Here is a 23,247-nt window from a genome sequence, read left to right as displayed (position 1 = left end):
GCGCGGGCCGCCGCGGGCCAGGCCGGTCTACCGTCCGCCCTTGCCCCGCTGACCGCTGAGCCACCCGCGCAGCAGCCGGCTCACCGCCGGCATCGCCGCATACGTCATCAGGACGTTGTACACCCCGGCGATGACGACGCTGGAGAGGACCACCGGCAGCATGGTCAGGTGCGGCACCAGCAGGTAGCTGCCGAGCAGCGTGATCGGATAGATCGCCAGGGTGGCGCTGATCGCCATCTTCCACCGTGGGGGCGCGGGGCGTGTCGATCCGGGCTTGGCGAACCAGGTCTCCATGCCGGTCAGCGTCCGCCGGGCGATCTCCGTGTGGTGGTGCCCTTCGCAGTTCGCGAACCATGCCGCCCGTTCCGGCGACTCCTGCCATGCCCTGCACGCCTCCGCGTCACGGAAGCGGTGCACGAGGAACCAGGGTGCCCCGTCCCCGGAGGACCGGAACAGCCCGTAGCCGAGATGGCCCGGAAAGCGGGACGCACTGTCCAGAATGCCTCTCGCCCACTGCTCGAAAACGGCCTCGTGGCCCGGCTCGACCTGGCGGGCTATCAGCAGCGTCACCTCACCGGCGTCGGCGGGGACAGTCGCATGCTCAAGGCTCGGCGCAGTCACTCGTTGCTCCTCGTCATCGCGCCGCGCCCACACCCACCATACGGGCCTCCGCAACCGAGCCCGGATCCGGGCCGCTGGATCAGGGGCGTCATCCGCCGGTGCCGCCACCGCCAGGCACCCGGGTCGGCGATGTCGGCCCGCCGCCGGGCGCTGGGAGTTTTGCCGCCGCCGTTGAGGTGCCCCCGCTGCCCGTCTTCTCCGGCGGTGACACCAACACCCTGGTCGCACTCTTCGCGATCACCGTCTTCGTCGGCTTCGCGCTTGCCCAGGCCGGGATGGTCCTCCACTGGTGCGAGGCGAAGGGTCCCGGGTGGCGCGGCAAGGCGGCGCTGGGCGGCCTGGGCGCCGTGCTCACCGGCGTCAGCGCGGTCGTCGTCACGGCCACCGAGTTCCACGACGGGGCCTGGCTGATCGTCGTCGCTCTGCCGCTGCTGGTCGCGGCCCTCGGCGTGACGTCGGGCGTCGGCCGCCGCCCACGGCCGGGGTCCGCCCGCGAAGCGTTAGGAAGTCGTCAAAGACAGGCTTGCGGGCGTAAGAGAGGCGTCAACAGAAGGCAGTACCTGGCCAGAGACGCGTTTTCCTCTAGAAGTCCGACTTTCATCCGAACCTCTTCAGGAGCTCTCGATGGCCGACGTGGCCTTCGTTGTCACCACGGTCGCGGTCTTCGCGCTGGTGGCGTTCATCGCCAAGGGGGTGGCGAAGCTGTGACTGCCGAGAACATCGTCGGTCTTATCGTGGCCGTCGCCCTGCTGGGTTACCTCATCCTCGCCCTCGTCAAGCCGGAGAGGTTCTGAGCACCAGTATGAGCCCCCTCCTCGCGGCTGTACTCCAGCTGCTCGCTTTGATCGCCGCGCTCGCCCTCGCGTACCGCCCGCTCGGCGACTACATGGCCCGCGTCTACTCCTCCGACCGCCATCTGCGGGTCGAGAAGTGGATCTACAAGGCCATCGGCGCCCACCCCGGCGTCGGGATGCGCTGGCCGGCTTATCTGCGCGGCGTCCTGGTCTTCTCGGCGGTGAGCGTCCTCTTCCTGTACGCCTTGCAGCGGCTCCAGGGCTCGCTGCCCGGCTCTCTCGGCTTCGCCTCCATCGATCCGGACCAGGCGTTCAACACGGCCGCGTCGTTCGTGTCGAACACCAACTGGCAGTCGTACTACGGCGAACAGGCCATGGGCCACGTCGTCCAGACCGGCGGCCTGGCGGTGCAGAACTTCGTCTCCGCCGCCGTCGGCATGGCTGTCGCGGTGGCGCTCGTACGGGGCTTCGCCCTCCCCCGAGCTCTTCGAGCAGGGGGCACCCCCACCCGCACCGGTGAGCTGGGCAACTTCTGGGCCGACCTGGTCCGAGGCGTGGTCCGGATCCTGCTGCCCCTCGCCGTCGTCGGCGCGATCATCCTGGTGGCCTGCGGCGCGATCCAGAACTTCTCCGGCATCCACGAGGTCGGCCGGTTCACGGGCGGCACACAGCAGTGGAACGGCGGTGCGGTGGCCTCCCAGGAGGTCATCAAGGAGCTGGGGACGAACGGCGGCGGCTACTTCAACGCCAACTCCGCCCACCCCTTCGAGAACCCCAACGCCTTCACCAACCTCTTCGAGGTCTTCCTGATCCTGCTGATCCCGTTCTCGCTGACCAGGACGTTCGGCCGGATGGTCGGGAGCGTGAAGCAGGGGTACGCGATCCTCGGCACGATGGCGACCGTCTGGGTCGGGTTCGTGTTGCTGATGTGGGCCACGGAATTCGCCGGTCACGGCCCGGCGTTCGAGGCCGCGGGCGGCGCGATGGAGGGCAAGGAGGTCCGCTTCGGGATCGGCGCCTCCTCGATCTTCGCGGTGTCGACCACCCTCACGTCGACCGGCGCGGTGGACTCCTTCCACTCCTCGTACACGGGGCTGGGCGGCGGCATCACCCTGCTCGGCATGATGCTGGGCGAGATCGCGCCCGGCGGCGTCGGCTCCGGCCTGTACGGCATGCTGATCATGGCGGTCATCGCGGTGTTCATCGCGGGCCTCATGGTCGGCCGGACCCCCGAGTACCTGGGCAAGAAGATCTCCACCCGGGAGATCAAGTTCGCCGCCTGCTACATCCTGGTCACCCCGGCGCTGGTGCTCTGCTTCACCGCCGCCGCGATGGCGCTGGACGGCACCGCGGACTCCATGACCAACAGCGGTGCGCATGGCTTCTCCGAGGTCCTGTACGCCTACACCTCCGGTGCCAACAACAACGGCTCCGCCTTCGCGGGCCTCAACGCCGACACCCCGTGGTTCAACACCACCATCGGCCTGGCGATGCTCCTCGGCCGGTTCGTCCCGATGGCGTTCGTCCTGGCGCTCGCCGGCTCGCTCGCCGAGCAGACGCCGGTCCCGGAGACCGCCGGCACGCTCCGTACCGACAAGCCGCTCTACGCGGGCCTGCTGATCGGCACCATCGTGATCATCACCGGGCTGACCTACTTCCCGGCGCTCGCGCTGGGCCCGCTCGCCGAAGGGCTGGCGTCATGACCGTCAACGTGAACAAGCAAGAGGACGCCGTGTCCACCGCCACCTCGACCAAGGCGCCGCACAGCGATCTGCCGCCCCGGCACAAGCCCGACGCGGGGCGTGTCACCGGGGGGCTGTTCGACCCCCGGCAGCTGATCAAGTCGCTCCCGGACGCGGTCCGCAAGCTCGACCCGCGCGTGATGATCACGTCGCCGGTCATGTTCGTGGTGCTCGTCGGCTCGGTGGCCACCACCGTGCTGGCGCTGAACGATCCGACGGACTGGTTCGGCTGGGCCATCACCGGGTGGCTGTGGCTGACCACGATCTTCGCCAACCTGGCGGAGGCCGTGGCCGAGGGCCGCGGCAAGGCGCAGGCCGACACCCTGCGCAAGGCGAAGACCGACACGGTCGCCCGGCGGCTGGCCAAGGAGGGGACGTGCGAGGAGCGGGTGCCGGGCACGGAGCTGCGGATCGGAGACCTCGTGGTCTGCGAGGCCGGCGACATCATCCCCGGCGACGGGGATGTGGTGGAAGGCGTGGCGTCGGTGGACGAGTCCGCCATCACCGGCGAGTCCGCGCCGGTCATCCGCGAGTCCGGCGGCGACCGATCGGCCGTCACCGGCGGTACGAAGGTGCTCTCCGACCGGATCGTCGTGAAGATCACGACGAAGCCCGGGGAGACGTTCATCGACCGGATGATCAACCTCGTGGAGGGCGCGGCGCGGCAGAAGACGCCCAACGAGACCGCCCTCAACATCCTGCTCGCCTCGCTCACCATTGTCTTCCTGCTCGCCGTCGTGACGCTGAAGCCGTTCGCCCTCTACGCGGGTGCCGATGAGCAGACGTCGATGATCGTCCTGGTCGCGCTGCTGGTCTGCCTGATCCCGACCACGATCGGCGCGCTGCTCTCCGCGATCGGCATCGCGGGCATGGACCGCCTCGTCCAGCGCAACGTGCTCGCCATGTCGGGGCGCGCGGTGGAGGCGGCGGGTGACGTCTCCACGCTGCTGCTGGACAAGACCGGCACCATCACCCTCGGCAACCGGCAGGCCGCCGAGTTCGTCCCCGTCAAGGGCACGACATCCGCCGAGGTCGCGGACGCCGCCCAGCTCTCCTCGCTCGCCGACGAGACGCCCGAGGGACGCTCCATCGTCGTCCTCGCGAAGGAGGAGTACGGGCTGCGCGAACGCCACCAGGGCGAACTGGCCCACGCCGAGTGGGTGCCCTTCACGGCCCAGACCCGCATGTCGGGCGTGGACGTCGACGGACGCAAGGTCCGCAAGGGTGCGACGGCCTCGGTCATCGCGTGGGTGAAGGAGCGCGGCGGCCAGGTGGCCCAGGACGCCGACGAGATCGCGCACCGCATCTCGGGGGCCGGTGGTACGCCGCTCCTCGTCGCCGTCGAGGACGACAAGGGCGCCCGGATCCTGGGCGTCATCCACCTCAAGGACGTGGTGAAGGAGGGCATGCGGGAGCGGTTCGAGGAGCTGCGCCGCATGGGCATCAAGACCGTCATGATCACGGGCGACAACCCGCTCACGGCCAAGGCCATCGCGGACGAAGCCGGCGTGGACGACTTCCTCGCCGAGGCCACGCCCGAGGACAAGATGGCGCTCATCAAGCGGGAGCAGGCGGGCGGCAAGCTCGTCGCGATGACCGGCGACGGTACGAACGACGCCCCCGCCCTGGCACAGGCGGACGTGGGGGTGGCGATGAACACCGGCACCTCGGCCGCCAAGGAGGCCGGGAACATGGTGGACCTCGACTCCAACCCGACCAAGCTCATCGAGATCGTCGAGATCGGCAAACAGCTCCTCATCACCCGCGGCGCGTTGACGACCTTCTCGATCGCCAACGACGTGGCCAAGTACTTCGCCATCATCCCGGCGATGTTCGCGGTCGCCTATCCGGGCCTGGACAAGCTCAACATCATGGGTCTGGCATCTCCCGAGTCCGCGATCCTGTCCGCCGTCGTCTTCAACGCGCTGATCATCGTCGCGCTCGTGCCGCTCGCCCTGAAGGGCGTGCAGTACCGACCGATGAACGCGGACAGGATGCTCCGCCGCAACCTCGGCGTCTACGGGCTCGGCGGTCTCGTCGCCCCGTTCATCGGCATCAAGCTCATCGACCTGCTCCTCTCCCTCCTCATCCCTGGCATCGGGTGACGACCACCATGACCAACTCCGTACGCAACACCGTCCGACTCGTCGGTGCGGGCCTGCGGGCCCTGCTCGTCCTGACCGTCGTCTGCGGGGTGCTCTACCCGCTCGCCGTGACCGGCGTCGCCCAGGGGCTGTTCCCCGACAAGGCGAACGGCTCCGAGACCACCGACCACGACGGCAAGGCCGTCGGCTCCGAACTCATCGGCCAGCGCTACGACCTGCCTCTGAAGAAGGGCGAGGAAACCCCGGCACCGGACCTGAAGTGGTTCCAGCCGCGCCCCGCCAACGGCCTCGGTACCAACACCGTCAACACCCAGTACACGCTGATCCTGTCCGGCGCTACCAACCGCTCCGGCGACAACGCCGAGCTGGTCACGTGGGTCGAGGACGCCAAGGCCGCCGTCGTCAGGGACAACTCCACCGCCGACCACAAGGTGCAGCCGTCGGACGTGCCGGCCGACGCCGTCACCTCCTCCGGCTCCGGTCTGGACCCGCACATCTCACCCGAGTACGCCAGGCTCCAGGTCCATCGGGTCGCCGCCCGGAACGACCTCCCCGTCGATCAGGTGGAGAATCTGGTCGACGCACACACGGACGGCCGGATCCTCGGCTTCATGGGTGAGCCCCGGGTGAACGTCCTCAAGCTCAACATCGCGCTCAAGGAACTGATCGAGAAGGACTGATGGCTTTACCGACAGCAGCCGGGAGCCGACGAGCCGTGGAATCCCCGCGGCCCGGCGGCTCCCGCTGCCCCGACCACAGCAAGCGCACTGACCGCATATCCGACAGGAAGGCCGCACACCGATGACTCGGGTGCTGGTGGTGGAGGACGATCCGCAGCTCGTCCGGGCCCTCGTGCTCAATCTGCAGGCGCGCGCGTACGGGGCGGACGCCGCGCCCGACGGGGCCACCGCTCTGAGGCTCGCGGCCACCCGCCGACCGGACGTGGTCGTGCTCGACCTCGGACTGCCCGACATGGACGGCCTGGAGGTGATCAAGGGCCTGCGCGGCTGGACCCGCGTACCGATCATCGTGCTCTCCGCCCGCCACACCTCCGACGAGAAGGTCGAGGCGCTGGACGCCGGCGCCGACGACTTCATCACCAAGCCGTTCAGCATGGACGAACTCATGGCCCGTCTCCGGGCAGCGGTACGCCGTACGGAACCCGCACCCCCCGCCGACGACACACCGCTGGTCACGACGGACGACTTCGCCATCGACCTCGTCGCCAGGAAGGTCACCCGTGGCGGGCGCACCGTACGGCTGACTCCGACAGAATGGCATCTGCTGGAAATCCTGATCAGCAACCCCGGCCGGCTCGTCACGCAGAAGCAGTTGCTGCACGACGTATGGGGCCCGTCCTCCGGCGACAGGACGAACTACCTCCGGGTCTACATGGCGCAGCTGCGGCGCAAACTCGAGTCGGACCCCTCCCATCCCCGCTACCTGATCACCGAGCCCGGCATGGGATACCGCTTTGAGGCATGACGACCGACCGATACACAGAAGGCAGGAGCTCATGACGCGGGTTCTGGTGGTGGAGGACGAGCCGCAGATCGTGCGCGCCCTCGTGATCAACCTGAAGGCGCGCAAGTACGAGGTCGACGCCGCGCCCGACGGTGCCACGGCGCTCGACCTGGCCGCCGCGCGCCACCCCGACGTGGTCGTCCTCGACCTGGGACTGCCGGACATGGACGGCGTCGACGTCATCAAGGGCCTGCGCGGCTGGACCCGCGTACCGATCATCGTGCTCTCCGCCCGCCATACCTCCGACGAGAAGGTCGGGGCGCTGGACGCCGGGGCGGACGACTACGTCACCAAGCCCTTCGGCATGGACGAGCTCCTGGCGCGGCTGCGCGCCGCCGTCCGCAGAGCGGAGCCGGCCGCTCCCGGGCTGGACGACGTGGTGGTGGTCGAGTCCGCCGCGTTCACCATCGACCTGGCGGCGAAGAAGGTCAACCGCGACGGCCGGGACGTCCGGCTCACCCCGACGGAATGGCACCTGCTGGAAGTGCTCGTACGCAACAAGGGCCGGCTCGTGACCCAGAAGCAGCTCCTCCAGGAGGTCTGGGGCCCGTCGTACGGCACGGAGACCAACTACCTGCGGGTCTACATGGCGCAGCTGCGCCGCAAGCTGGAGCCGGATCCCTCCCATCCGCGGCACTTCACCACGGAGCCTGGTATGGGCTACCGCTTCGAGGCGTAAGCACGCGAACGATCCGTATCGGTCATCAAACGTAAAGTCGGAATCATGGGACGCGGGAAACTACGGATCTACCTCGGCGCGGCGCCGGGCGTCGGCAAGACGTACGCCATGCTCTCCGAGGGCCACCGCCGGGTGGAGCGGGGCACGGACTGCGTGGTGGCCTTCGTGGAGCACCACGGCCGGCCGCGTACCGAGGTGATGCTGCACGGGCTGGAGCAGGTGCCGCGCCGGGAGATCGAGTACCGCGGCACCGTCTTCCCCGAGATGGACGTGGAAGCCGTGCTGGAGCGCCGGCCCGCCGTCGCTCTGGTGGACGAGCTCGCGCACACGAACGTCCCCGGGTCGCGCAACGCGAAGCGCTGGCAGGACGTGGAGGAGCTCCTCGCCGCCGGCATCAACGTCATATCCACGGTCAACATCCAGCACCTGGAGTCCTTGGGTGACGTCGTGGAGTCCATCACCGGCGTACGGCAGCGGGAGACCGTTCCCGACGAGGTGGTGCGCCGCGCCGACCAGATCGAGCTGGTCGACATGTCCCCGCAGGCGCTGCGCCGCCGTATGGCGCACGGCAACATCTACCGGCCGGACAAGGTCGACGCCGCCCTGTCGAACTACTTCCGGCCCGGCAACCTGACCGCCCTGCGCGAGCTGGCGCTGCTGTGGACGGCCGACCGGGTCGACGAATACCTCCAGGAGTACCGGACGGAGCACCGGGTCTCGAAGATCTGGGGGTCCCGCGAACGCGTCGTCGTCGGTCTGACCGGCGGGCCCGAGGGGCGTACGCTCATCCGCCGGGCGGCCCGTCTGGCGGAGAAGGGGGCGGGCGGCGAGGTCCTCGCCGTCTACATCGCCCGCAGTGACGGTCTGACCTCCGCCTCCCCGAAGGAGCTGGCAGTCCAGCGCACCCTGGTCGAGGACCTCGGGGGTACCTTCCACCACGTCATAGGCGACGACGTGCCCTCCTCGCTGCTGGCGTTCGCGCGCGGCGTGAACGCCACTCAGATCGTGCTGGGGGTCAGCCGCCGGCGCTCGTGGCAGAACGTCTTCGGGCCGGGCGTCAGCGCGACCGTCGCCCGGGAGTCAGGACCCGACCTCGACGTCCACATCGTCACCCACGATGAGGCGGCCAAGGGGCGCCGGCTTCCCGTGTCCGGCCGCGCGCGGCTCGGCCGGTCCCGCCTTGTCTGGGGCTGGACCGTCGGTGTCGCCGGACCCGCCCTGCTCACTTTTCTCCTCAGCAGGGTGCTGCCGGACGTCGGCCTCGCCAACGACATGCTGCTGTTCCTGTGCCTGACGGTGGCGGCGGCTCTGCTCGGCGGGCTGTTCCCGGCCCTCGCCTCGGCCGCGGCCGGCTCCTTCCTGCTGAACTGGTTCTTCACCCCGCCCTTCCACACGCTCACCATCTCCGACCCCAGGAACATCGTGGCGATGGCGGTCTTCTTCGCCGTGGCCGTCTCGGTGGCGTCGGTGGTGGATGTGGCGGCGCGCCGCACCCACCAGGCGGCCCGGCTGCGGGCCGAGTCCGAGATCCTCTCCTTCCTGGCCGGCAGCGTGCTGCGCGGGGAGACCGCGCTCGACGCCCTGCTGGAACGCGTCCGCGAAACGTTCGCCATGGAGTCGGTGGCGCTGCTGGAGCGGGCGAGCGATGTGGACCCGTGGACGTGTGCGGGCAGCGTCGGCCCCACGCCGGTGGCCCGTCCCGAGGAGGCCGATGTGGACATGCCCGTAGGCGACCACATGGCCCTCGCCCTCACCGGCCGGCCGCTGCCGGCCGAGGACCGCCGGGTGCTGGGCGCCTTCGCCGCCCAGGCCGCCGTCGTACTGGACCGCCAGCGCCTGGTCGGTCAGGCCGAGGAGGCCCGCAAGCTCGCCGAGGGCAACAAGATCCGCACCTCGCTGCTGGCGGCCGTCAGCCACGACCTGCGCACCCCCCTCGCCGGCATCAAGGCCGCCGTCACCTCCCTGCGCGCCGACGACGTCGAATGGTCGGAGGAGGACCAGGCGGAGCTTCTCGCCGGCATCGAGGAGGGCGCGGACCGCCTCGACCACCTCGTCGGCAACCTCCTGGACATGTCCCGCCTCCAGACCGGCACGGTCACCCCGCTCATCCGGCCCGTCGACCTCGACGAGGTCATCCCGATGGCGCTGCGCGGAATCCCGGACGGCAGCGTCGAGCTGGACATCCCCGAAACCCTTCCGATGGTGGCTGTCGACAAGGGGCTGCTGGAGCGGGCCGTCGCCAACGTCGTCGAGAACGCCGTCAAGTACAGCCCTGACACCGCACCGGTGCTCGTGTCGGCCAGCGCGCTCGGCGACCGCGTCGAGGTGCGCGTCATCGACCGCGGACCCGGCGTCCCCGACGAAGCGAAGGACCGCATCTTCGAGCCCTTCCAGCGCTACGGCGACGCACCCCGCGGTGCGGGCGTCGGTCTCGGTCTCGCGGTCGCCCGCGGCTTCGTCGAGTCGATGGCCGGCATCCTCACCGCCGAGGACACCCCCGGCGGCGGCCTCACCATGGTCCTCACCCTCAAGACCGCCGCGACTGTCTCCGCTCCCCTCGGCCCCGGACTCCCCGCCTGCGCGACCTCGTAGTGGGGCGAGGCGTTCAGCCGCCGACGTGGATGCCCGGCCGGCGGCCGGGGTCGGGTTCTTGTTTCCGGACGATCTCGCGGGTGACGGGTGCGGTGTCGCCGCGGCCGACTAGGAAGTAGCGGAACATGTGCTTCAGCGGACTGCCCTCGGCCCGGGCGAAGTAGCAGTGCGGTTGGACACCGGTGGTGTGCCGCCGACCGTCACCGTTCCGATCACCAGCCGGTGCAGTCCAAGCACGGCGCGCAGCAGTGTGGTCTTCCCCGAGCCATTGGTCCCGCTCAGCGCGACACACTCACCGGCGGCGATCTCCAGATCCACCCCGGCCACGGCCTCGAACCCGGCCGTGCCGCCCCGCAGGCGCACATCCAGCCCGCCCATCACACGCCCTTCGCGCTCCCAGGTCACCACGAGCAGAAAGCCCGCTCGCGCTTACAGGGCAGTAGTCGGGCGGCGGGGCGAGTGATTCCCGCGGCCGCGAGACTCACCCCTGCGGCTCGGTTCCGTGGAGCGGAGTCACTCCGGAGGGAAGGCGGAGGGCCCTGGTGTGTCCACGAGCGGGTGCTGGGGGCCGAAGGCTACACGGGGCTGAAGAGCCTGCCGGCCGGGTGGCTCATCACCGACTTCGTCCGGTTCGACCGGGGCTCCCCGGCCCACCGCCTGCCGACCGGAACCGGAGGGGTGGCGAGGGTTCACGTCGTGCCGATGGACGCGAGGATGCCAACCGGTAGCAGCAGCATCCGCTGCGGGAGCTGGAGGAGCGGCCGTGGCCAGTCGGCGGCCCGAGCGACGACGAGGAACACCACCGCGTACGTGACGTATTGGCCGGCGATGAACAGCACGAGCGCGGTACTGGGTGCGGCCGCGAAGGCGCGGGACAGCAAGACGATGGAGCTGAGCAGCAGGTCGGCGGTGACCATGTGCCACACGACGTGCAGGGTGCGCTTGGGCTCGGCGGCTTCGACCCGGAGACCAACGACTGGCTGCCGGGCTACGAGGCCCAGCGCGAGGCGTGGGAGACCCAGTACGCCGAGGCGCAGCAGCGCTTCGAGCAGCACCAGGCCCAGGTCATCGAGTCCCGCGAGGCCGACGAGGCCGCCGCCGAGGGGGGAGCACGCCAGGGGGCAGCACCGGCCATCTTTGACGCGGGAACACCCCCGCGTCGCTTATGGCGGGAGACGCCACCGCCCCGGACGACTGTGACCGGGCCTGCGCGGTGGACGATCTGGCCGGCGCGATCCCCGTCGACGAGAACGGAGCGCAGGCGCTGGTGCTGGCGGACAAGCCGGCGACCAGCTGCTACCTGCCCCAGCACCGAGCGTTCCTGCGATGGCTCGCCGCCGAACCGAGGCCGGGCTGAGCGCCGCAGCAGATGCTGTCCTCGCAGACCCGGCCACGGTGTGGGAGAAGTGCGGTACCTGGGTCTCGGACGGTCCGGCGGTGCTCATGGACTCCGCCGAAGCGGGTTCCGGCTCGGGCATCGAGTACCCCGAAGGCGGGATGGCTACCGAGGCATCGGTCCCGCTGCCCGCCGACCGCTGGAGGGTCCGCGCTCGACCGGTTCCACCTGGAGGGGTCGTGCCCAGCCCGAGCGGCGTGACGCACCACCTGTTCTGGCGCAAGTGACCGGACCTCAGGGCTGGCCCCAGCCGGCTGTTCTGCCTCCCGGGGCTGCCCTGAGGCGGGCCGTCGAGTCGCGCCTCGGGCGGTCAGCCGGCCTTGGCGGATTCCTCGGCTCGTGCCCGGGTGGAGGCGAGCCGGTGGGAGTCGGTGCCGGTCTCGATGACCGCGCCGTTGAACGTCAGGCGGTCGACGACAGCCGCGCAGAGGCGGGGATCGGTGAACGTCTTCGTCCGTAAGACACCCGTGGATGACCGGTATGTCACGTATTCGGTTGTCCTGGGCGGCCGGTCTGGTCACGCACCTCGTGCGCGGCGTCCCGGCCCACCTCGCGCAGCCCCTGCGCAGTGTCCTGCCCGGCACTCTGAGCCTGTTCCTTCGTAGTCTGCGCCGCGTCCTGAGCCGTGGACTTCACGGCTTCCACCGCTTCGGCAGCCGGCTGGCGCAGCTCTTCCTTGACGTCCTGTGCTGCGTGAATGGCCTGCTGCTTCACGGGTTCGACAAGCTCCTGGGAGTGTTCGCGCAGCTGCTGGCCGGCCCGTTCCTCCGCCTTGGTGGTCGGCAGGAGGGCGGCGGTCAGCATGCCGGCACCGAAGGCGATGAGACCGGCCGCGAGCGGGCTGCCCTGGGTCTGCTGTTTGACCTGGGAGGGCGCCTGCTGGATGGCTTCGCCGACCTGACCGGTCGTTTCCCTGGCGGATTCGGCAAGGCTCCCTGCCGCCTGGCCTGCGGAGTCCGCGACCCCGCGCGCGGTGTCCGTCATTCCCCCGGTGGTGTCGCGGGCCGTGCCCATCACACGCTCCTTGATGCCGGTAAGCCGGTTACGGGCCGCGCCCGCTTTCCGCTGGGCCACCCGGCGGGGGGTGACCTTGTCGGCCAGGAGGTCGACGTTGCGAGCGAGGTGGGCGCGGCGGTATTCCACGTCGGTCCTCAGCTCGTCGGGTGTCGTGCCCATTGGGCGTCCTCCTTCAGGGTTTCCACGGTCTGTTCGGGCTTGAGATTGACGGTGCGCAGGCGTTTGCGGCCAGTGCTGTACAACACCGCTGCGGCCACGGCCCACACGGCGGTGACGATCAGTGCGGCCCAGGCGATGTCCATGACGTTGGCAAGGGCGAAGATGACGGTCAGGCTGCCCAGGAGCAGGACGAGGTGGCCGGCGTAGCCGGCTCCGCCCAGCATGCCGACGGCCTTGCCGGCCTTCGTCGACTCCTGCTTGATCTCCGCCTTGGCCAGTTCGATCTCGTCGCGGACCAGCTGCGACAGGTCGGTGCTGATTTCGCTGAGCAGATCACCGATCGATGGGTCCCCTGACTTCGGGGAGCGCGGGGTCGGCGGATGCTGGGCGCCCGTCTCGGCGGGTTCGGAGAACTGCGTGGCCACCGCTCAGCTCCCCTGGGTCGGGGCCTGGCCCGGGTAGGGCGGTGGGGCCGCGGGCGCTGGCGGCGGAGGCGCCGTAGGGGGCGCTGCCGCAGGGGGCTGCCCGTAACCAGGCGCGACAGGCGGCTGGAACTGAGCCTGGGTCTCATACCCTGCCTGCGAACTTGAGGGAATCTGGTGCTGCCCGCCCTCAGCTCCCGAACCGGAGGTTGCCGACGAGCCCGCAGCGCTGATTCCCTTTCCGGCCCGCGCGACGACGAACCCCGCCAGCGCCGCCCCCGCCAGGAATACTCCCGGTCGGCGCCGCGCGAAGTCCTGCAGATCACTGATGAGGCCGTCCGGCCCGCGCTGCTCCAGACGGGAAGCCACCTGATGACCGCCGTCGGCTATCTGGCGCACCACGCCCGAGGCGCTGGAATCCGGCTTGCCGCTCTCGCTCATTTCCCGCAGTTCGTCCGCCAGTCGGCGCACGTTCTCCGCCAGACGGTGTGTCTGGGACTGCGCTTGGCCTTGGAGTTGGTCACGCAGCTCTCCCATCAGGTCGCGGGCCTGGGTAGTGGCCTGATGAGCGACTTCTGCTGCGTGTTCCTTCGCGGTGCCGACCACCTCGGTGGCCTTCTCGCCCACCAGCCCGGCACCCTCACTCGCTTTGTCCTGAGCCGTTTTCGCTACTGCCGCAGACCTGTCCTGGCCCGAGCTGCTCGTACCCTGGAAGTCGCTCAAAGCTCCTCCTGGTCATTCGAAGCGATCGGTTGTCTGGCACCCGTCGCGTACCCCGATCCAAGCCACGCACCGCTCTGGACTGTGCGGGAGGACCACTGATCACATCACCGGGGCCGTGCAGCAGCAGGCCCGCCCGGTCACGGTGCAACCTCTCTTGGCAGGCTTCGCGCAGTGCTCCAGTTCCCACGGTGCCCCAAGCGCGCCACCTGCGCATGTCGGCAGCGGCAGCACGTTGCCCCGAGCAGTCCGCCGGCAGTGTGATCACCACTGCCCCGGGTAGCCGGGGGCGCATGTTCACACATCGACGTGTACGACTTGCCTGCGTGCTGCTGATCGGCTGGGCAGCGCTGACTGCCGTGGAACGGTGGGCGGAGCAGGCGCCCTGGCTGACAGCGGTGGTGAACGGATTGTTGTGGTCATGTGTGGTGGCGGGCACTTGGTGGTTCGCCGAGATGACGCAGGGGCGTTCGTCACGAGCAGACACGGATCGCGAAGCGGTCAGGCAATCTGGAAGCATCGAACCGAAGAAGAGGCAAAGGTCCACACGTCACCACGATGTGACCGGCCGCCGCTGAGGCCCAGGCCGGGCAGGCCGAGCCGAGGCCGAGACGTTGATCGCGGTTGCGACGAGCTCGCAGAAACCCAGGTCGCGTGATCGGACGACAACCGAGGACGACCCCGCTCTGCACGGCAAGGGCACGAACCGCCGGCCACTCACGGAAGGCTCCTGCCGGGACGGGCCGTCCAGACACGCATGACACGACCGTGCTCCTCCCCCGACACTATGCGTAGCCGCCTTCTCGGAGCCGAGAACTAGCCTTGACCGGGGGCGATGCTCCTACCGAAGCAGTGCCGGCTGGGGAGAATCCGGGGAGAATCAAGCCGCCTCGGGGAGCGTCTGGGCAGAATCGACCGCATGGCGGCGCTCAGCCCCTGCAGCAGAAGCCCGGCGAGTTCGCGCAACGCCAATTGCGCACGTGGGTGGATTTCACTTTCACCCTCATCCCCATGGACACCACCACTTGCCGCTTCGCCGCCGTCCGGCCACCGGCTCGGCGACGTCGACTTGCCCACCAAGGTGAATATTCATCGCATGACGCGTGCAGGATGGCCTGCAGGGCTGCAACCAGCCCTCGGTCGCTGGTGAAGCGGAACCATCACATGCCACACCCGTGACGTCGCACTTCGAGTGGCCCGGCGCCGCTCACACCGACAGCCGACACATCATCAGTAAAGTCGGCATCGAGTCAGCACCAGCCCCGCCGGAAGGCGCCGCAGGGTGCCGTGGAGAGCCAAGGTCGACATCTCGTAGAGCGGCACCTGAGCTGCAAAGAAGCCGCTCGCGAGCCGTCCTGACAACCCGTCTGGGAGAAACCATTGAAAATGCTGATCAATGTGCCCGAGACCGTCGTCTCCGACGCGCTGCGCGGGATCGCGGCCGCGCATCCCGAGCTGACCGTGGACGTGGAGAACCGGATCGTCGTACGGCGTGACGCCCCGGTCGAGGGGAAGGTGGCGCTGGTGTCGGGGGGCGGGTCCGGGCATGAGCCGTTGCATGCCGGGTTCGTCGGGGCGGGGATGCTGGCGGCGGCCGCCGCCGGCGAGGTGTTCACGAGTCCCGTGCCCGAGCAGATGGTGCGGGCCGCGGCGGCCGTGGACAGCGGGCGCGGCGTGCTGTTCGTCGTCAAGAACTACACCGGTGACGTACTGAACTTCGAGATGGCGGCCGAACTCGCCGAGGACGAGGGCGTACAGGTCGCCAAGGTGCTGGTCGACGACGATGTCGCGGTGGCCGACAGTACGTACACGGCCGGGCGGCGCGGGACCGGGGCCACGCTGTTCGTGGAGAAGATCGCGGGCGCGGCCGCCGAGGAGGGGGCGCCGCTGGAGCGTGTGGAGGCGATCGCGCGCCGGGTGAACGCCGCGTCGCGCAGCTTCGGGGTGGCGCTCAGCGCGTGCAGTACGCCGGCGAAGGGCGGGCCCACGTTCGATCTGCCGCCGGGCGAGTTGGAGCTGGGCGTCGGCATCCACGGCGAGCCGGGGCGCGAGCGGCGGGCCATGATGACCTCCCGGGAGATCGCCGACTTCGCCGTCGACGCCGTCCTGGAGGACCTGCGGCCCGGCGGGCCGGTGCTGCTGCTGGTGAACGGCATGGGGGCGACTCCGTTGCTGGAGTTGTACGGGTTCAACGCCGAGGTGCACCGGGTGCTGCGCGAGCGCGGCGTGCCGGTGGCTCGTACCCTCGTCGGGAACTACGTGACGTCGCTGGACATGGCGGGCTGCTCGGTCACGCTGTGCGAGGCCGACGAGGAGATGCTGCGGCTGTGGGACGCGCCGGTGCGGACGGCCGCTCTGCGATGGGGGATGTGAGGACCGTGACGCCCGTGACGCTCGACAGGGACTTCTTCCGGCGCTGGATGGCGGCCGCCGCGGCCGCCGTGGAGCGCGAGGCGGACCGGCTCACCGAACTGGACTCGGCCATCGGCGACGCCGACCACGGGGCCAACCTGCGGCGCGGGTTCGCGGCGGTGGCCGAGGTGCTGGACAAAGAGCCGCCCGCGACTCCCGGCGCGGTGCTCGTGCTCGCCGGGCGGCAGCTGATCTCGACCGTGGGCGGGGCGTCGGGGCCGCTGTACGGGACGCTGCTGCGGCGCGCCGGAAAGGCGCTGGGCGACGCCGCCGAGGTGACTCCCGCCGCGCTGGCCGAGGCGCTGCGCGCGGGCGTGGCCGCGGTGGCGCAGCTCGGCGGGGCGAAGGCCGGGGACAAGACGATGCTCGACGCGCTGGAGCCGGCCGTCGAGGCGCTCGGCGCCGCCCCGCCGGGCGAGGCGTTCGCCGCGGCGGCGCGGGCGGCCGAGGAGGGCGCCCTCGGGACCGTACCGATGCAGGCCCGCAAGGGCAGGGCCAGCTATCTCGGGGAGCGCAGCATCGGGCACCAGGACCCGGGGGCGGCGTCCTCGGCGCTGCTGATCGCGGCGCTGCGGGAAGCGGAGGCCGCCCGGTGAGCGGGGGCGCGGGCGCGGGCGGGCGCGTGGGCATCGTCCTGGTGTCGCACAGCGCGGCGGTCGCGTCGTCGGTGGCCGAGCTGGCGAAGGGCCTCGCGGGCGGCGGCGGGACCGCGCCCGTGGCCGCCGCGGGCGGCACCGCGGACGGCGGGCTCGGCACCAGCGCCGAGCTGATCGCCGAGGCGGCGGCGTCGGTCGACGCCGGGGCGGGCGTGGCCGTCCTGGTCGACCTCGGCAGTGCCGTGCTGACGGTGAAGGCGCTGCTGGCGGAGGGCGACGAGCTTCCCGAGGGCACGCGGCTGGTCGACGCGCCGTTCGTGGAGGGCGCGGTGGCGGTCGTGGTCACCGCCTCGGCGGGCGGCGACCTGGAGGCCGTGGTGGCGGCCGCGTCGGAGGCGTACGGCTATCGCAAGGAGTGACCGCGTGCGGGACGGGTTGTGATGTACCTGGTCAACGCACTAGTGTCGCAGGGCCTTGGTGTACGGGAAACCGGTGCGGTACCGGTGCGGCCCTCGCCACTGTGATCGGGAAGTCCGGCTCCACTTCCGGGGAAACCACCCCGGGAAGCCACTGGAACCCCACGGGAGACCGTGGTGTCCGGGAAGGCGGAGCCGCGGCGTTGCATGACCCGTCAGCCAGGAGACCGGCCAGGGCGCGTTGTCCATCCACGAGGTGCTGGAGAGGGTCTCCCACATCATGCATATCGCCGAGGGGTACCTGCCCCCTGTGCACGCGGTCGCCTGGACCGTCGCCGCCGCCCCTTTCGTCGCCCATGGCGTCCGGGCCCTGACCCGCGAGGTCAAGGCCCATCCCGAATCGACTCTCCTGCTCGGCGCGTCCGGCGCCTTCACCTTCGTCCTGTCCGCCCTGAAGCTGCCCTCCGTGACGGGCAGTTGCTCCCACCCGACCGGGACGGGGCTGGGCGCGATCCTGTTCCGGCCGCCGATCATGGCGGTGCTCGGCACCATCACGCTCCTCTTCCAGGCGCTGCTGCTGGCGCACGGCGGGCTCACCACGCTGGGCGCCAACGCCTTCTCGATGGCGGTCGTCGGGCCGTGGGCCGGTTTCGCGACGTACTGGCTGCTGCGCCGCTTCGACGTGCCGCTGATGGTGAGCGTGTTCTTCGGGGCGTTCGTCGCCGACCTGTCCACGTACTGCGTCACCAGCGTGCAGCTGGCGCTGGCGTTCCCCGACCCGGCGAGCGGCTTCGCCGGGGCGCTGGCGAAGTTCGGCGGGATCTTCGCCGTCACGCAGCTTCCGCTGGCCGTGAGCGAGGGCCTGCTCACCGTGCTGGTGATGCGGCTGCTGACGCAGTCCAGCAAGGGCGATCTGGCCCGCCTCGGTGTGCTGCCGACGCACCCCGTGAAGAAGGAGGCCGTGGCGCGATGAGCCGTAACGCCAGGATCAACACGCTGCTGCTGCTCGTCGTCGTGGCGCTCGCCGTGCTCCCGCTCGCGCTGGGCATGGGCGACCACAAGGAGGAGCCGTTCACGGGCGCGGACGGCCAGGCCGAGACCGCCATCACCGAGCTGAAGCCGGACTACGAGCCGTGGTTCAGCCCGCTGTACGAGCCGCCGTCCGGTGAGATCGAGTCGGCGCTCTTCTCGCTCCAGGCCGCGATCGGCGCGGGCGTGCTGGCGTACTACTTCGGGCTGCGGCGCGGCCGCAGGCAGGGTGAGGCGCGGGCGCTGGACCGGACCGCCGGTACCGCCGACACGGCCCGCACGGCCGAAGACGCCGAAGTCTCCCGGACGACGGTCGAGTAGCCGCCCGTGCTGCCGATCGACGCGGCGGCGCACAGCAGTCGCTGGCGCCGCCGTCACCCGTGCGAGAAGGCCGTGCTCGGCTTCGGTCTGACGGTCCTCGCGATCTGTCTGCCGCCGTGGCCGGGGGCCGTGCTGGTGGCCGCCGCCACCCTCGCCGTGCTGCTGGGCCCGGCCGGTGTCGGCCGCCGGCAGCTGTGGCGGGCGTTCCGCGTGCCGCTGCGCTTCTGCGTCACGGGCGCGGTACCGCTGCTGTTCCAGGTCGGCGGCCCGGAAGGGTGGGTGGCGCTCGCGCCGGACGGTCCCGTGCACGCCGGGCAGCTGCTGCTGCGGACGTCGGCGGCGTCGCTCGGGGTGCTGCTGTTCGCGTTCACGACGCCGGTCTCGGACGTGCTGCCCCGGCTGGTGCGGGCGGGAGTGCCGGCGCCGGTGGTGGATGTGGCGCTGGTGATGTACCGGATCAGTTTCCTGCTGCTGGACGCCGTGCGGCGGATCCGGGAGGCGCAGGCGGCGCGGCTCGGGCTGACCAGCCGGGCGGCCGCCTGGCGGTCGCTGGCGGGGCTCGGCGCGACGGCGTTCGTCCGCGCCTTCGACCGGGCGGCGCGGCTCCAGACCGGGCTGGCCGGGCGTGGTTACGACGGCACGCTGCGCGTGCTGGTGCCGGAGGCGGCGGTCTCCCGGCGGTTCCTGGCCGCGACGGGCGCCCTGCTGGCGGGGCTCGTCGCCGTCACCCTCGTACTCGAAAGGTTCCTGCCATGAAGCGTGACGCCGTCGTGGAACTGGTCGGTGCGGGATTCGCCTACGACCACGGGCCCGCCGTGCTGTCGGGCATCGACTTCGCCGTGCCGGAGCGGCGCGCGATCGCGCTGCTCGGCCGCAACGGCAGCGGCAAGACCACGATGCTGCGGCTGCTGAGCGGCGGCCTGCGGTGTGCGAGCGGGCGGCTGCTGCTGGCGGGCGAGGACGTGTCGTACGACAGGAAGGGGCTGACCCGGCTGCGGACGACCGTGCAGCTGGTGGTGCAGGACCCGGACGACCAGCTGTTCGCGGCGTCGGTGGGGCAGGACGTGTCGTTCGGGCCGATGAACCTGGGCCTGGCGGAGGCGGAGGTGCGCGCCCGGGTGCGCGAGGCCCTGGAGGCGCTGGACATCACGGCGCTGGAGGACCGGCCGACGCATCTGCTGTCGTACGGGCAGCGCAAGCGGGCGGCGATCGCGGGCGCGGTCGCGATGCGCCCCCGGGTGCTGATCCTCGACGAGCCGACGGCGGGCCTGGACCCGCACGGCCAGGAGCGGCTGCTGGAGGTGCTGGACCGGCTGCGGGCGTCCGGGACGACGGTCGTGATGGCCACGCACGACGTGGACCTGGCGCTGCGCTGGGCGGACGACGCGGCGGTGCTCACCCCGGACGGCCTGCGCACCGGCCCGGTGGCCGAGCTCCTCGCGGACGCCGCCCTGCTGGACGCGGCCCGGCTGCGCCGCCCGTGGGGCATGGCGGTGGCCCGGGTGCTCCGGGACCGGGGCCTGCTGGGCGCGGACGCGCCGGGGCCGCGCACGCCGGAGGAGCTGGAGGAGTGGGCGGCGGCGGTACGGGGCGCGTAGGCGGTACGGGCGCGTGGGGGCACGGGGCGCGTAGGCGTCCGGGGCCGCGTGCTCAGGTGGGCGGGCCCGGTACGGGGGTCGCGGCGGCGGCTTCGGCGGGGTCGCCCCGGGCCGCCGCTCCGGACGGCTCGAAGCCCGCGAGCATCCGCTCCAGCGCCTGCTGGTCCGGCCCGATGAACGGGTCCGCGCCCGGTGCGCCGCTGATCGTGTCGATCATCAGGGGGGTGAGTCCGGTCGCCGGCGGCAGGTGCGTGCTGAGCACCACCTCCGGGTCCATCTCCCGCACCGGCCGGATCGTCGCGAGGTACTTGTCGACGTCCAGGTTGTGCACCCAGGGGCTGTCGGCGGTCGCCCACAGCAGCTGCCCGGCGCGCAGGTCCTCGGGGGCGACCGCCTCGGCGGTGCCGCCGTCGGCGAGGTCCGCGTCCGGCATCGGCGCGCCGAAGCAGTCGGACGTGAAGCAGGTGCGCGAGCGGTCGTCGTAGAAGCCCACCGTCACGGGGCTGTCGTAGAGCGGCGGCCGGAACGCCGCGAGCGTGCGGTCGCCGACGTCCAGGGACTGTCCGGGGTTCAGCAGGAAGACCCGGTCGAGGGGCAGCGGGCGCTCGGTGGACATGATCCCCGCACCGACGAAGGTGGTGACGACCCGCGCCCGCGGGGCGGCCTCCAGCAGGGCGAACAGTCCTCCGGTGTGGTCGCGGTCGGGGTGCGTCAGCCAGATCCACCGCACGTCGGCCGGGTCGACGGCCGAGCCGAGCCGCTCCAGGAAATCGCGGTCGGGCAGGCCGAGGCCGGTGTCCACGACGACCGGCTCCTGGGCGTGCAGCACGAACGCGTTGACCGGCAGGAAGCCGATCCCGGGTACTTCGAGGCAGTCCGCGAGGACGGTGACATCGCGGCCGGCTTTCAGATTGGTCATGGCGGAGCTCCGATGCTCCTGGGGTATGGGGCGTCCTCCTTCCATGGTGGTACGCGGGGGTACGTAGCGCAGGTCACGCCCGGAGCCTTATGCAACTTGTTGCACAAGGCGCCCGGCGTCGTCTACAACTGGTGCGACGACACCCCGCCGAGGAGGCCCCATGACCCCGAGCCCGTACCCGCATCTGCTCAGCCCGCTGGACCTCGGGTTCACCACCCTGCCCAACCGCGTCCTCATGGGGTCGATGCACGTCGGCCTGGAGGAGGCGGAGAACGGCTTCGCGCGCATGGCCGCCTTCTACGCGGCCCGCGCGCGCGGGGGCGTCGGGCTGATGGTGACGGGCGGGATCGCGCCGAACGACGCGGGGCGGCCGTACGAGGGCGGGGCCAAGCTCACCACCGAGGAGGAGGCGGCGCAGCACCGGGTCGTGACGGACGCGGTGCACGCGGCCGGCGGGCGCATCGCGATGCAGATCCTGCACTTCGGGCGGTACGCCTACCACCGCGACCTCGTCGCGCCCAGCGCCCTCCAGGCGCCGATCAGCCCCTTCGTGCCGAACGAGCTGACCGACGCCGAGGTCGAGCAGACGATCGAGGACTACGTGCGCGCCGCCGAGCTGGCGAAGTCGGCGGGGTACGACGGCGTCGAGATCATGGGCTCCGAGGGCTACCTGATCAACGAGTTCATCGCCGCCGCGACCAACCACCGCACCGACCGGTGGGGAGGCTCGTACGAGAACCGGGTGCGCTTCCCGCTGGAGATCGTCCGGCGGACGCGCGAGCGGCTCGGCGAGGACTTCATCGTCATCTACCGACTCTCCATGCTGGACCTCGTGCCGGGCGGCTCGTCTCTGGAGGAGGTCGTGGCGCTCGCCAAGGAGATCGAGGCGGCCGGCGCGACGATGATCAACACGGGCATCGGCTGGCACGAGGCCCGGATCCCGACCATCGCCACCTCCGTGCCGCGCGGCGCGTACACCTGGGTGACGCAGAGGCTGATGGGCTCGGTCTCCGTGCCGCTGATCACCAGCAACCGCGTCAACACCCCGGAGGTCGCCGAACGCATCCTGGCGGAGGGGCGCGCGGACATGGTGTCGATGGCCCGGCCCTTCCTCGCCGACCCGGACTTCGTCGCCAAGGCGGCGGAGGGCCGGCCGGAGGCCATCAACACCTGCATCGGCTGCAACCAGGCCTGCCTGGACCACACCTTCAGCGGGAAGATCACGTCCTGCCTGGTCAACCCGCGCGCCTGCCACGAGACCGAGCTGGTCCTCTCCCCCACCCGGCTGCGCAAGCGCGTCGCGGTGGTCGGCGCCGGCCCGGCCGGGCTCGCGTGCGCGGTGAGCGCCGCCGAACGCGGCCACGACGTCACGCTGTTCGACGCCGCGGACGAGATCGGCGGACAGCTCAACATCGCCAAGCGGGTGCCGGGCAAGGAGGAGTTCGACGAGACGCTCCGCTACTTCCGTACGCGGCTGGCCGAGCACGGCGTGGACGTACGCCTGGGCACGTACGCCACCGCCGAGTCGCTCGCCGGTTACGACGACGTCGTCGTCGCGACCGGCGTGACCCCGCGCACGCCCGCCATCGACGGCGTCGACCACGCGTCCGTGGTCAGCTACCTGGACGTGCTGCGCGACGGCGCGCCGGTCGGCGAGCGCGTGGCGATCATCGGGGCGGGCGGCATCGGCTTCGACGTGGCGGAGTTCCTGACGGACGGCGGCGAGGGCGCGAGCCGTGACCCGGAGACGTACTTCCGGCAGTGGGGCGTCGACACGTCGTACGCCGGGCGCGGCGGGCTGCGCGCCCCCGAGCGTCCGAAGCCGCCGCGCACCGTGCACCTGCTGCAGCGCAAGACGTCCAAGGTCGGCGCGGGGCTGGGCAAGACGACCGGCTGGATCCACCGCACCGAGCTCAAGCACCGGGGCGTGACCATGGTCGCGGGCGCCACGTACGAGCGGATCGACGACGAGGGCCTGCACATCACCGTGGACGGCGAGGCCCGTACCGTGCCGGTCGACACGGTCGTGCTGTGCACGGGGCAGGAGCCGCGGCGCGAGCTGTACGAGGAGCTCGTGGCGGCCGGGGTGTCCGCGCACCTGATCGGCGGCGCCGACGTGGCCGCCGAGCTGGACGCCAAGCGCGCGATCGACCAGGGGACGCGGCTGGCGGCCACGCTGTAGCAG

The 23,247-nt window shown here is 71.1% G+C and carries 21 protein-coding genes, 6 pseudogenes and 1 riboswitch; of the genes and pseudogenes, 19 read left to right on the top strand and 8 right to left on the bottom strand.

Annotation, left to right across the window (positions count from 1 at the left end):
* Window positions 1-27: 27 nt before the first annotated feature.
* Window positions 28-621 carry an antibiotic biosynthesis monooxygenase gene (locus ACIRNI_RS25570; protein ID WP_403554653.1) on the bottom strand — a complete coding sequence of 198 codons (594 nt, stop codon included), beginning with the start codon at window positions 619-621 and terminating at the stop codon, window positions 28-30.
* 152 nt (window positions 622-773) lie between these two features.
* On the opposite strand from ACIRNI_RS25570, the pseudogene ACIRNI_RS25565 reads away from it, so the two are divergent.
* The 8 genes and pseudogenes from ACIRNI_RS25565 to ACIRNI_RS25530 all read left to right on the top strand — a co-directional run.
* Window positions 774-1,103, top strand: a pseudogene (locus tag ACIRNI_RS25565) (amino acid permease); the annotation flags it as partial.
* A gap of 222 nt (window positions 1,104-1,325) precedes the next feature.
* Window positions 1,326-1,415, top strand: coding sequence for a K(+)-transporting ATPase subunit F (gene kdpF, locus ACIRNI_RS25560; RefSeq protein ID WP_403554815.1), 90 nt, complete (start codon window positions 1,326-1,328; stop codon window positions 1,413-1,415).
* A gap of 8 nt (window positions 1,416-1,423) precedes the next feature.
* The gene (kdpA, locus tag ACIRNI_RS25555) at window positions 1,424-3,118 is read left to right on the top strand and encodes a potassium-transporting ATPase subunit KdpA (RefSeq protein WP_403554651.1); all 1,695 of its coding nucleotides are present in this window, start codon (window positions 1,424-1,426) and stop codon (window positions 3,116-3,118) included.
* Window positions 3,115-5,262: a potassium-transporting ATPase subunit KdpB gene (gene kdpB, locus ACIRNI_RS25550; RefSeq protein ID WP_403554649.1), complete on the top strand. Its 2,148-nt coding sequence runs from the start codon at window positions 3,115-3,117 to the stop codon at window positions 5,260-5,262. The genes kdpA and kdpB overlap by 4 nt, the downstream gene beginning before the upstream one ends.
* An 8-nt stretch (window positions 5,263-5,270) precedes the next feature.
* Window positions 5,271-5,942 (top strand): potassium-transporting ATPase subunit C, encoded by a 672-nt coding sequence (locus tag ACIRNI_RS25545; protein ID WP_403554647.1) that lies wholly within the window; start codon window positions 5,271-5,273, stop codon window positions 5,940-5,942.
* 121 nt (window positions 5,943-6,063) lie between these two features.
* Complete coding sequence (locus ACIRNI_RS25540; RefSeq protein WP_403554645.1) at window positions 6,064-6,747, top strand: response regulator; 684 nt, start codon at window positions 6,064-6,066, stop codon at window positions 6,745-6,747.
* Window positions 6,748-6,778: 31 nt separating this feature from the next.
* A complete protein-coding gene (locus ACIRNI_RS25535) occupies window positions 6,779-7,465 on the top strand; it encodes a response regulator (RefSeq protein WP_403554644.1) in 687 nt (228 codons plus the stop codon).
* Window positions 7,466-7,510: 45 nt separating this feature from the next.
* Window positions 7,511-10,057 (top strand): DUF4118 domain-containing protein, encoded by a 2,547-nt coding sequence (locus ACIRNI_RS25530; RefSeq protein ID WP_403554643.1) that lies wholly within the window; start codon window positions 7,511-7,513, stop codon window positions 10,055-10,057.
* A gap of 189 nt (window positions 10,058-10,246) precedes the next feature.
* Here the strand turns inward: ACIRNI_RS25530 and ACIRNI_RS25525 are convergent.
* Both ACIRNI_RS25525 and ACIRNI_RS25520 read right to left on the bottom strand, forming a co-directional pair.
* Window positions 10,247-10,435 (bottom strand): annotated as a pseudogene (locus ACIRNI_RS25525) (ATP-binding cassette domain-containing protein); the annotation flags it as partial.
* A gap of 311 nt (window positions 10,436-10,746) precedes the next feature.
* A complete protein-coding gene (locus tag ACIRNI_RS25520; protein ID WP_403554813.1) occupies window positions 10,747-11,058 on the bottom strand; it encodes a hypothetical protein in 312 nt (103 codons plus the stop codon).
* Here ACIRNI_RS25520 and rpsA point away from each other — a divergent pair.
* The 3 pseudogenes from rpsA to ACIRNI_RS25505 all read left to right on the top strand — a co-directional run.
* A pseudogene (gene rpsA, locus ACIRNI_RS25515) lies at window positions 11,011-11,190 on the top strand (30S ribosomal protein S1); the annotation flags it as partial. The gene ACIRNI_RS25520 and the pseudogene rpsA sit on opposite strands and share 48 nt — an antisense overlap.
* Window positions 11,191-11,222: 32 nt before the next feature.
* Window positions 11,223-11,560 (top strand): annotated as a pseudogene (locus ACIRNI_RS25510) (Imm21 family immunity protein); the annotation flags it as partial.
* A gap of 46 nt (window positions 11,561-11,606) precedes the next feature.
* Window positions 11,607-11,680 (top strand): annotated as a pseudogene (locus tag ACIRNI_RS25505) (deaminase); the annotation flags it as partial.
* Between the two features lie 83 nt (window positions 11,681-11,763).
* Here ACIRNI_RS25505 and ACIRNI_RS25500 read toward each other — a convergent pair.
* From ACIRNI_RS25500 to ACIRNI_RS25485, 4 genes and pseudogenes are all read right to left on the bottom strand, one after another.
* Window positions 11,764-11,907: pseudogene (locus tag ACIRNI_RS25500) on the bottom strand (AAA family ATPase); the annotation flags it as partial.
* A 29-nt stretch (window positions 11,908-11,936) separates the two neighbouring features.
* On the bottom strand, window positions 11,937-12,629 hold the full coding sequence (locus ACIRNI_RS25495; protein ID WP_403554641.1) for a DUF3618 domain-containing protein: 693 nt from the start codon (window positions 12,627-12,629) through the stop codon (window positions 11,937-11,939).
* A complete protein-coding gene (locus ACIRNI_RS25490; protein ID WP_403554639.1) occupies window positions 12,605-13,054 on the bottom strand; it encodes a phage holin family protein in 450 nt (149 codons plus the stop codon). The genes ACIRNI_RS25495 and ACIRNI_RS25490 overlap by 25 nt, the downstream gene beginning before the upstream one ends.
* A gap of 3 nt (window positions 13,055-13,057) precedes the next feature.
* Window positions 13,058-13,774, bottom strand: a complete 717-nt coding sequence (locus ACIRNI_RS25485; protein ID WP_403554637.1) for a hypothetical protein — start codon at window positions 13,772-13,774, stop codon at window positions 13,058-13,060.
* A 1,377-nt stretch (window positions 13,775-15,151) separates the two neighbouring features.
* Here ACIRNI_RS25485 and dhaK point away from each other — a divergent pair.
* From dhaK to ACIRNI_RS25450, 7 genes are all read left to right on the top strand, one after another.
* Complete coding sequence (gene dhaK, locus ACIRNI_RS25480) at window positions 15,152-16,144, top strand: dihydroxyacetone kinase subunit DhaK (RefSeq protein ID WP_403554635.1); 993 nt, start codon at window positions 15,152-15,154, stop codon at window positions 16,142-16,144.
* On the top strand, window positions 16,132-16,779 hold the full coding sequence (dhaL, locus tag ACIRNI_RS25475) for a dihydroxyacetone kinase subunit DhaL (RefSeq protein ID WP_403554633.1): 648 nt from the start codon (window positions 16,132-16,134) through the stop codon (window positions 16,777-16,779). Before dhaK ends, dhaL begins: the two co-directional genes overlap by 13 nt.
* Window positions 16,776-17,198, top strand: coding sequence for a PTS-dependent dihydroxyacetone kinase phosphotransferase subunit DhaM (locus ACIRNI_RS25470; protein WP_403554631.1), 423 nt, complete (start codon window positions 16,776-16,778; stop codon window positions 17,196-17,198). Before dhaL ends, ACIRNI_RS25470 begins: the two co-directional genes overlap by 4 nt.
* An 11-nt stretch (window positions 17,199-17,209) precedes the next feature.
* Window positions 17,210-17,446: riboswitch (cobalamin riboswitch) on the top strand.
* Window positions 17,447-17,475: 29 nt separating this feature from the next.
* The gene (locus ACIRNI_RS25465) at window positions 17,476-18,168 is read left to right on the top strand and encodes an energy-coupling factor ABC transporter permease (protein ID WP_403554629.1); all 693 of its coding nucleotides are present in this window, start codon (window positions 17,476-17,478) and stop codon (window positions 18,166-18,168) included.
* On the top strand, window positions 18,165-18,545 hold the full coding sequence (locus ACIRNI_RS25460; RefSeq protein WP_403554627.1) for an energy-coupling factor ABC transporter substrate-binding protein: 381 nt from the start codon (window positions 18,165-18,167) through the stop codon (window positions 18,543-18,545). The genes ACIRNI_RS25465 and ACIRNI_RS25460 overlap by 4 nt, the downstream gene beginning before the upstream one ends.
* Before the next feature lie 6 nt (window positions 18,546-18,551).
* Window positions 18,552-19,301: a cobalt ECF transporter T component CbiQ gene (gene cbiQ / locus ACIRNI_RS25455; protein ID WP_403554625.1), complete on the top strand. Its 750-nt coding sequence runs from the start codon at window positions 18,552-18,554 to the stop codon at window positions 19,299-19,301.
* Window positions 19,298-20,143: an ATP-binding cassette domain-containing protein gene (locus ACIRNI_RS25450; protein ID WP_403554623.1), complete on the top strand. Its 846-nt coding sequence runs from the start codon at window positions 19,298-19,300 to the stop codon at window positions 20,141-20,143. The genes cbiQ and ACIRNI_RS25450 overlap by 4 nt, the downstream gene beginning before the upstream one ends.
* A 52-nt stretch (window positions 20,144-20,195) precedes the next feature.
* Here the strand turns inward: ACIRNI_RS25450 and ACIRNI_RS25445 are convergent, their stop codons facing one another.
* The gene (locus tag ACIRNI_RS25445; protein WP_403554621.1) at window positions 20,196-21,062 is read right to left on the bottom strand and encodes an MBL fold metallo-hydrolase; all 867 of its coding nucleotides are present in this window, start codon (window positions 21,060-21,062) and stop codon (window positions 20,196-20,198) included.
* Window positions 21,063-21,222: 160 nt separating this feature from the next.
* Here ACIRNI_RS25445 and ACIRNI_RS25440 point away from each other — a divergent pair, with 160 nt between their 5' ends.
* Window positions 21,223-23,244 carry an FAD-dependent oxidoreductase gene (locus ACIRNI_RS25440; protein WP_403554619.1) on the top strand — a complete coding sequence of 674 codons (2,022 nt, stop codon included), beginning with the start codon at window positions 21,223-21,225 and terminating at the stop codon, window positions 23,242-23,244.
* The last annotated feature ends 3 nt before the right edge of the window (window positions 23,245-23,247 follow it).

The sequence above is a fragment of the Streptomyces sp. NPDC093546 genome, assembly GCF_044765045.1.
Taxonomy (GTDB): domain Bacteria; phylum Actinomycetota; class Actinomycetes; order Streptomycetales; family Streptomycetaceae; genus Streptomyces.
Note: the sequence above shows the minus strand (reverse complement) of the source record. Positions and strands in the feature narration are given on the sequence as shown.

Bases quoted from the DNA above. Each gene is read 5' to 3' on its own strand.
- kdpA (WP_403554651.1), top strand. From the start codon at position 1,424: ATGAGCCCCCTCCTCGCGGCTGTACTCCAGCTGCTCGCTTTGATCGCC.
- kdpB (WP_403554649.1), top strand. From the start codon at position 3,115: ATGACCGTCAACGTGAACAAGCAAGAGGACGCCGTGTCCACCGCCACC.
- ACIRNI_RS25545 (WP_403554647.1), top strand. From the start codon at position 5,271: ATGACCAACTCCGTACGCAACACCGTCCGACTCGTCGGTGCGGGCCTG.
- ACIRNI_RS25540 (WP_403554645.1), top strand. From the start codon at position 6,064: ATGACTCGGGTGCTGGTGGTGGAGGACGATCCGCAGCTCGTCCGGGCC.
- ACIRNI_RS25535 (WP_403554644.1), top strand. From the start codon at position 6,779: ATGACGCGGGTTCTGGTGGTGGAGGACGAGCCGCAGATCGTGCGCGCC.
- ACIRNI_RS25530 (WP_403554643.1), top strand. From the start codon at position 7,511: ATGGGACGCGGGAAACTACGGATCTACCTCGGCGCGGCGCCGGGCGTC.
- ACIRNI_RS25495 (WP_403554641.1), bottom strand. From the start codon at position 12,629: ATGGGCACGACACCCGACGAGCTGAGGACCGACGTGGAATACCGCCGC.
- dhaL (WP_403554633.1), top strand. From the start codon at position 16,132: ATGGGGGATGTGAGGACCGTGACGCCCGTGACGCTCGACAGGGACTTC.
- ACIRNI_RS25465 (WP_403554629.1), top strand. From the start codon at position 17,476: ATGCATATCGCCGAGGGGTACCTGCCCCCTGTGCACGCGGTCGCCTGG.
- ACIRNI_RS25460 (WP_403554627.1), top strand. From the start codon at position 18,165: ATGAGCCGTAACGCCAGGATCAACACGCTGCTGCTGCTCGTCGTCGTG.
- ACIRNI_RS25450 (WP_403554623.1), top strand. From the start codon at position 19,298: ATGAAGCGTGACGCCGTCGTGGAACTGGTCGGTGCGGGATTCGCCTAC.
- ACIRNI_RS25445 (WP_403554621.1), bottom strand. From the start codon at position 21,062: ATGACCAATCTGAAAGCCGGCCGCGATGTCACCGTCCTCGCGGACTGC.
- ACIRNI_RS25440 (WP_403554619.1), top strand. From the start codon at position 21,223: ATGACCCCGAGCCCGTACCCGCATCTGCTCAGCCCGCTGGACCTCGGG.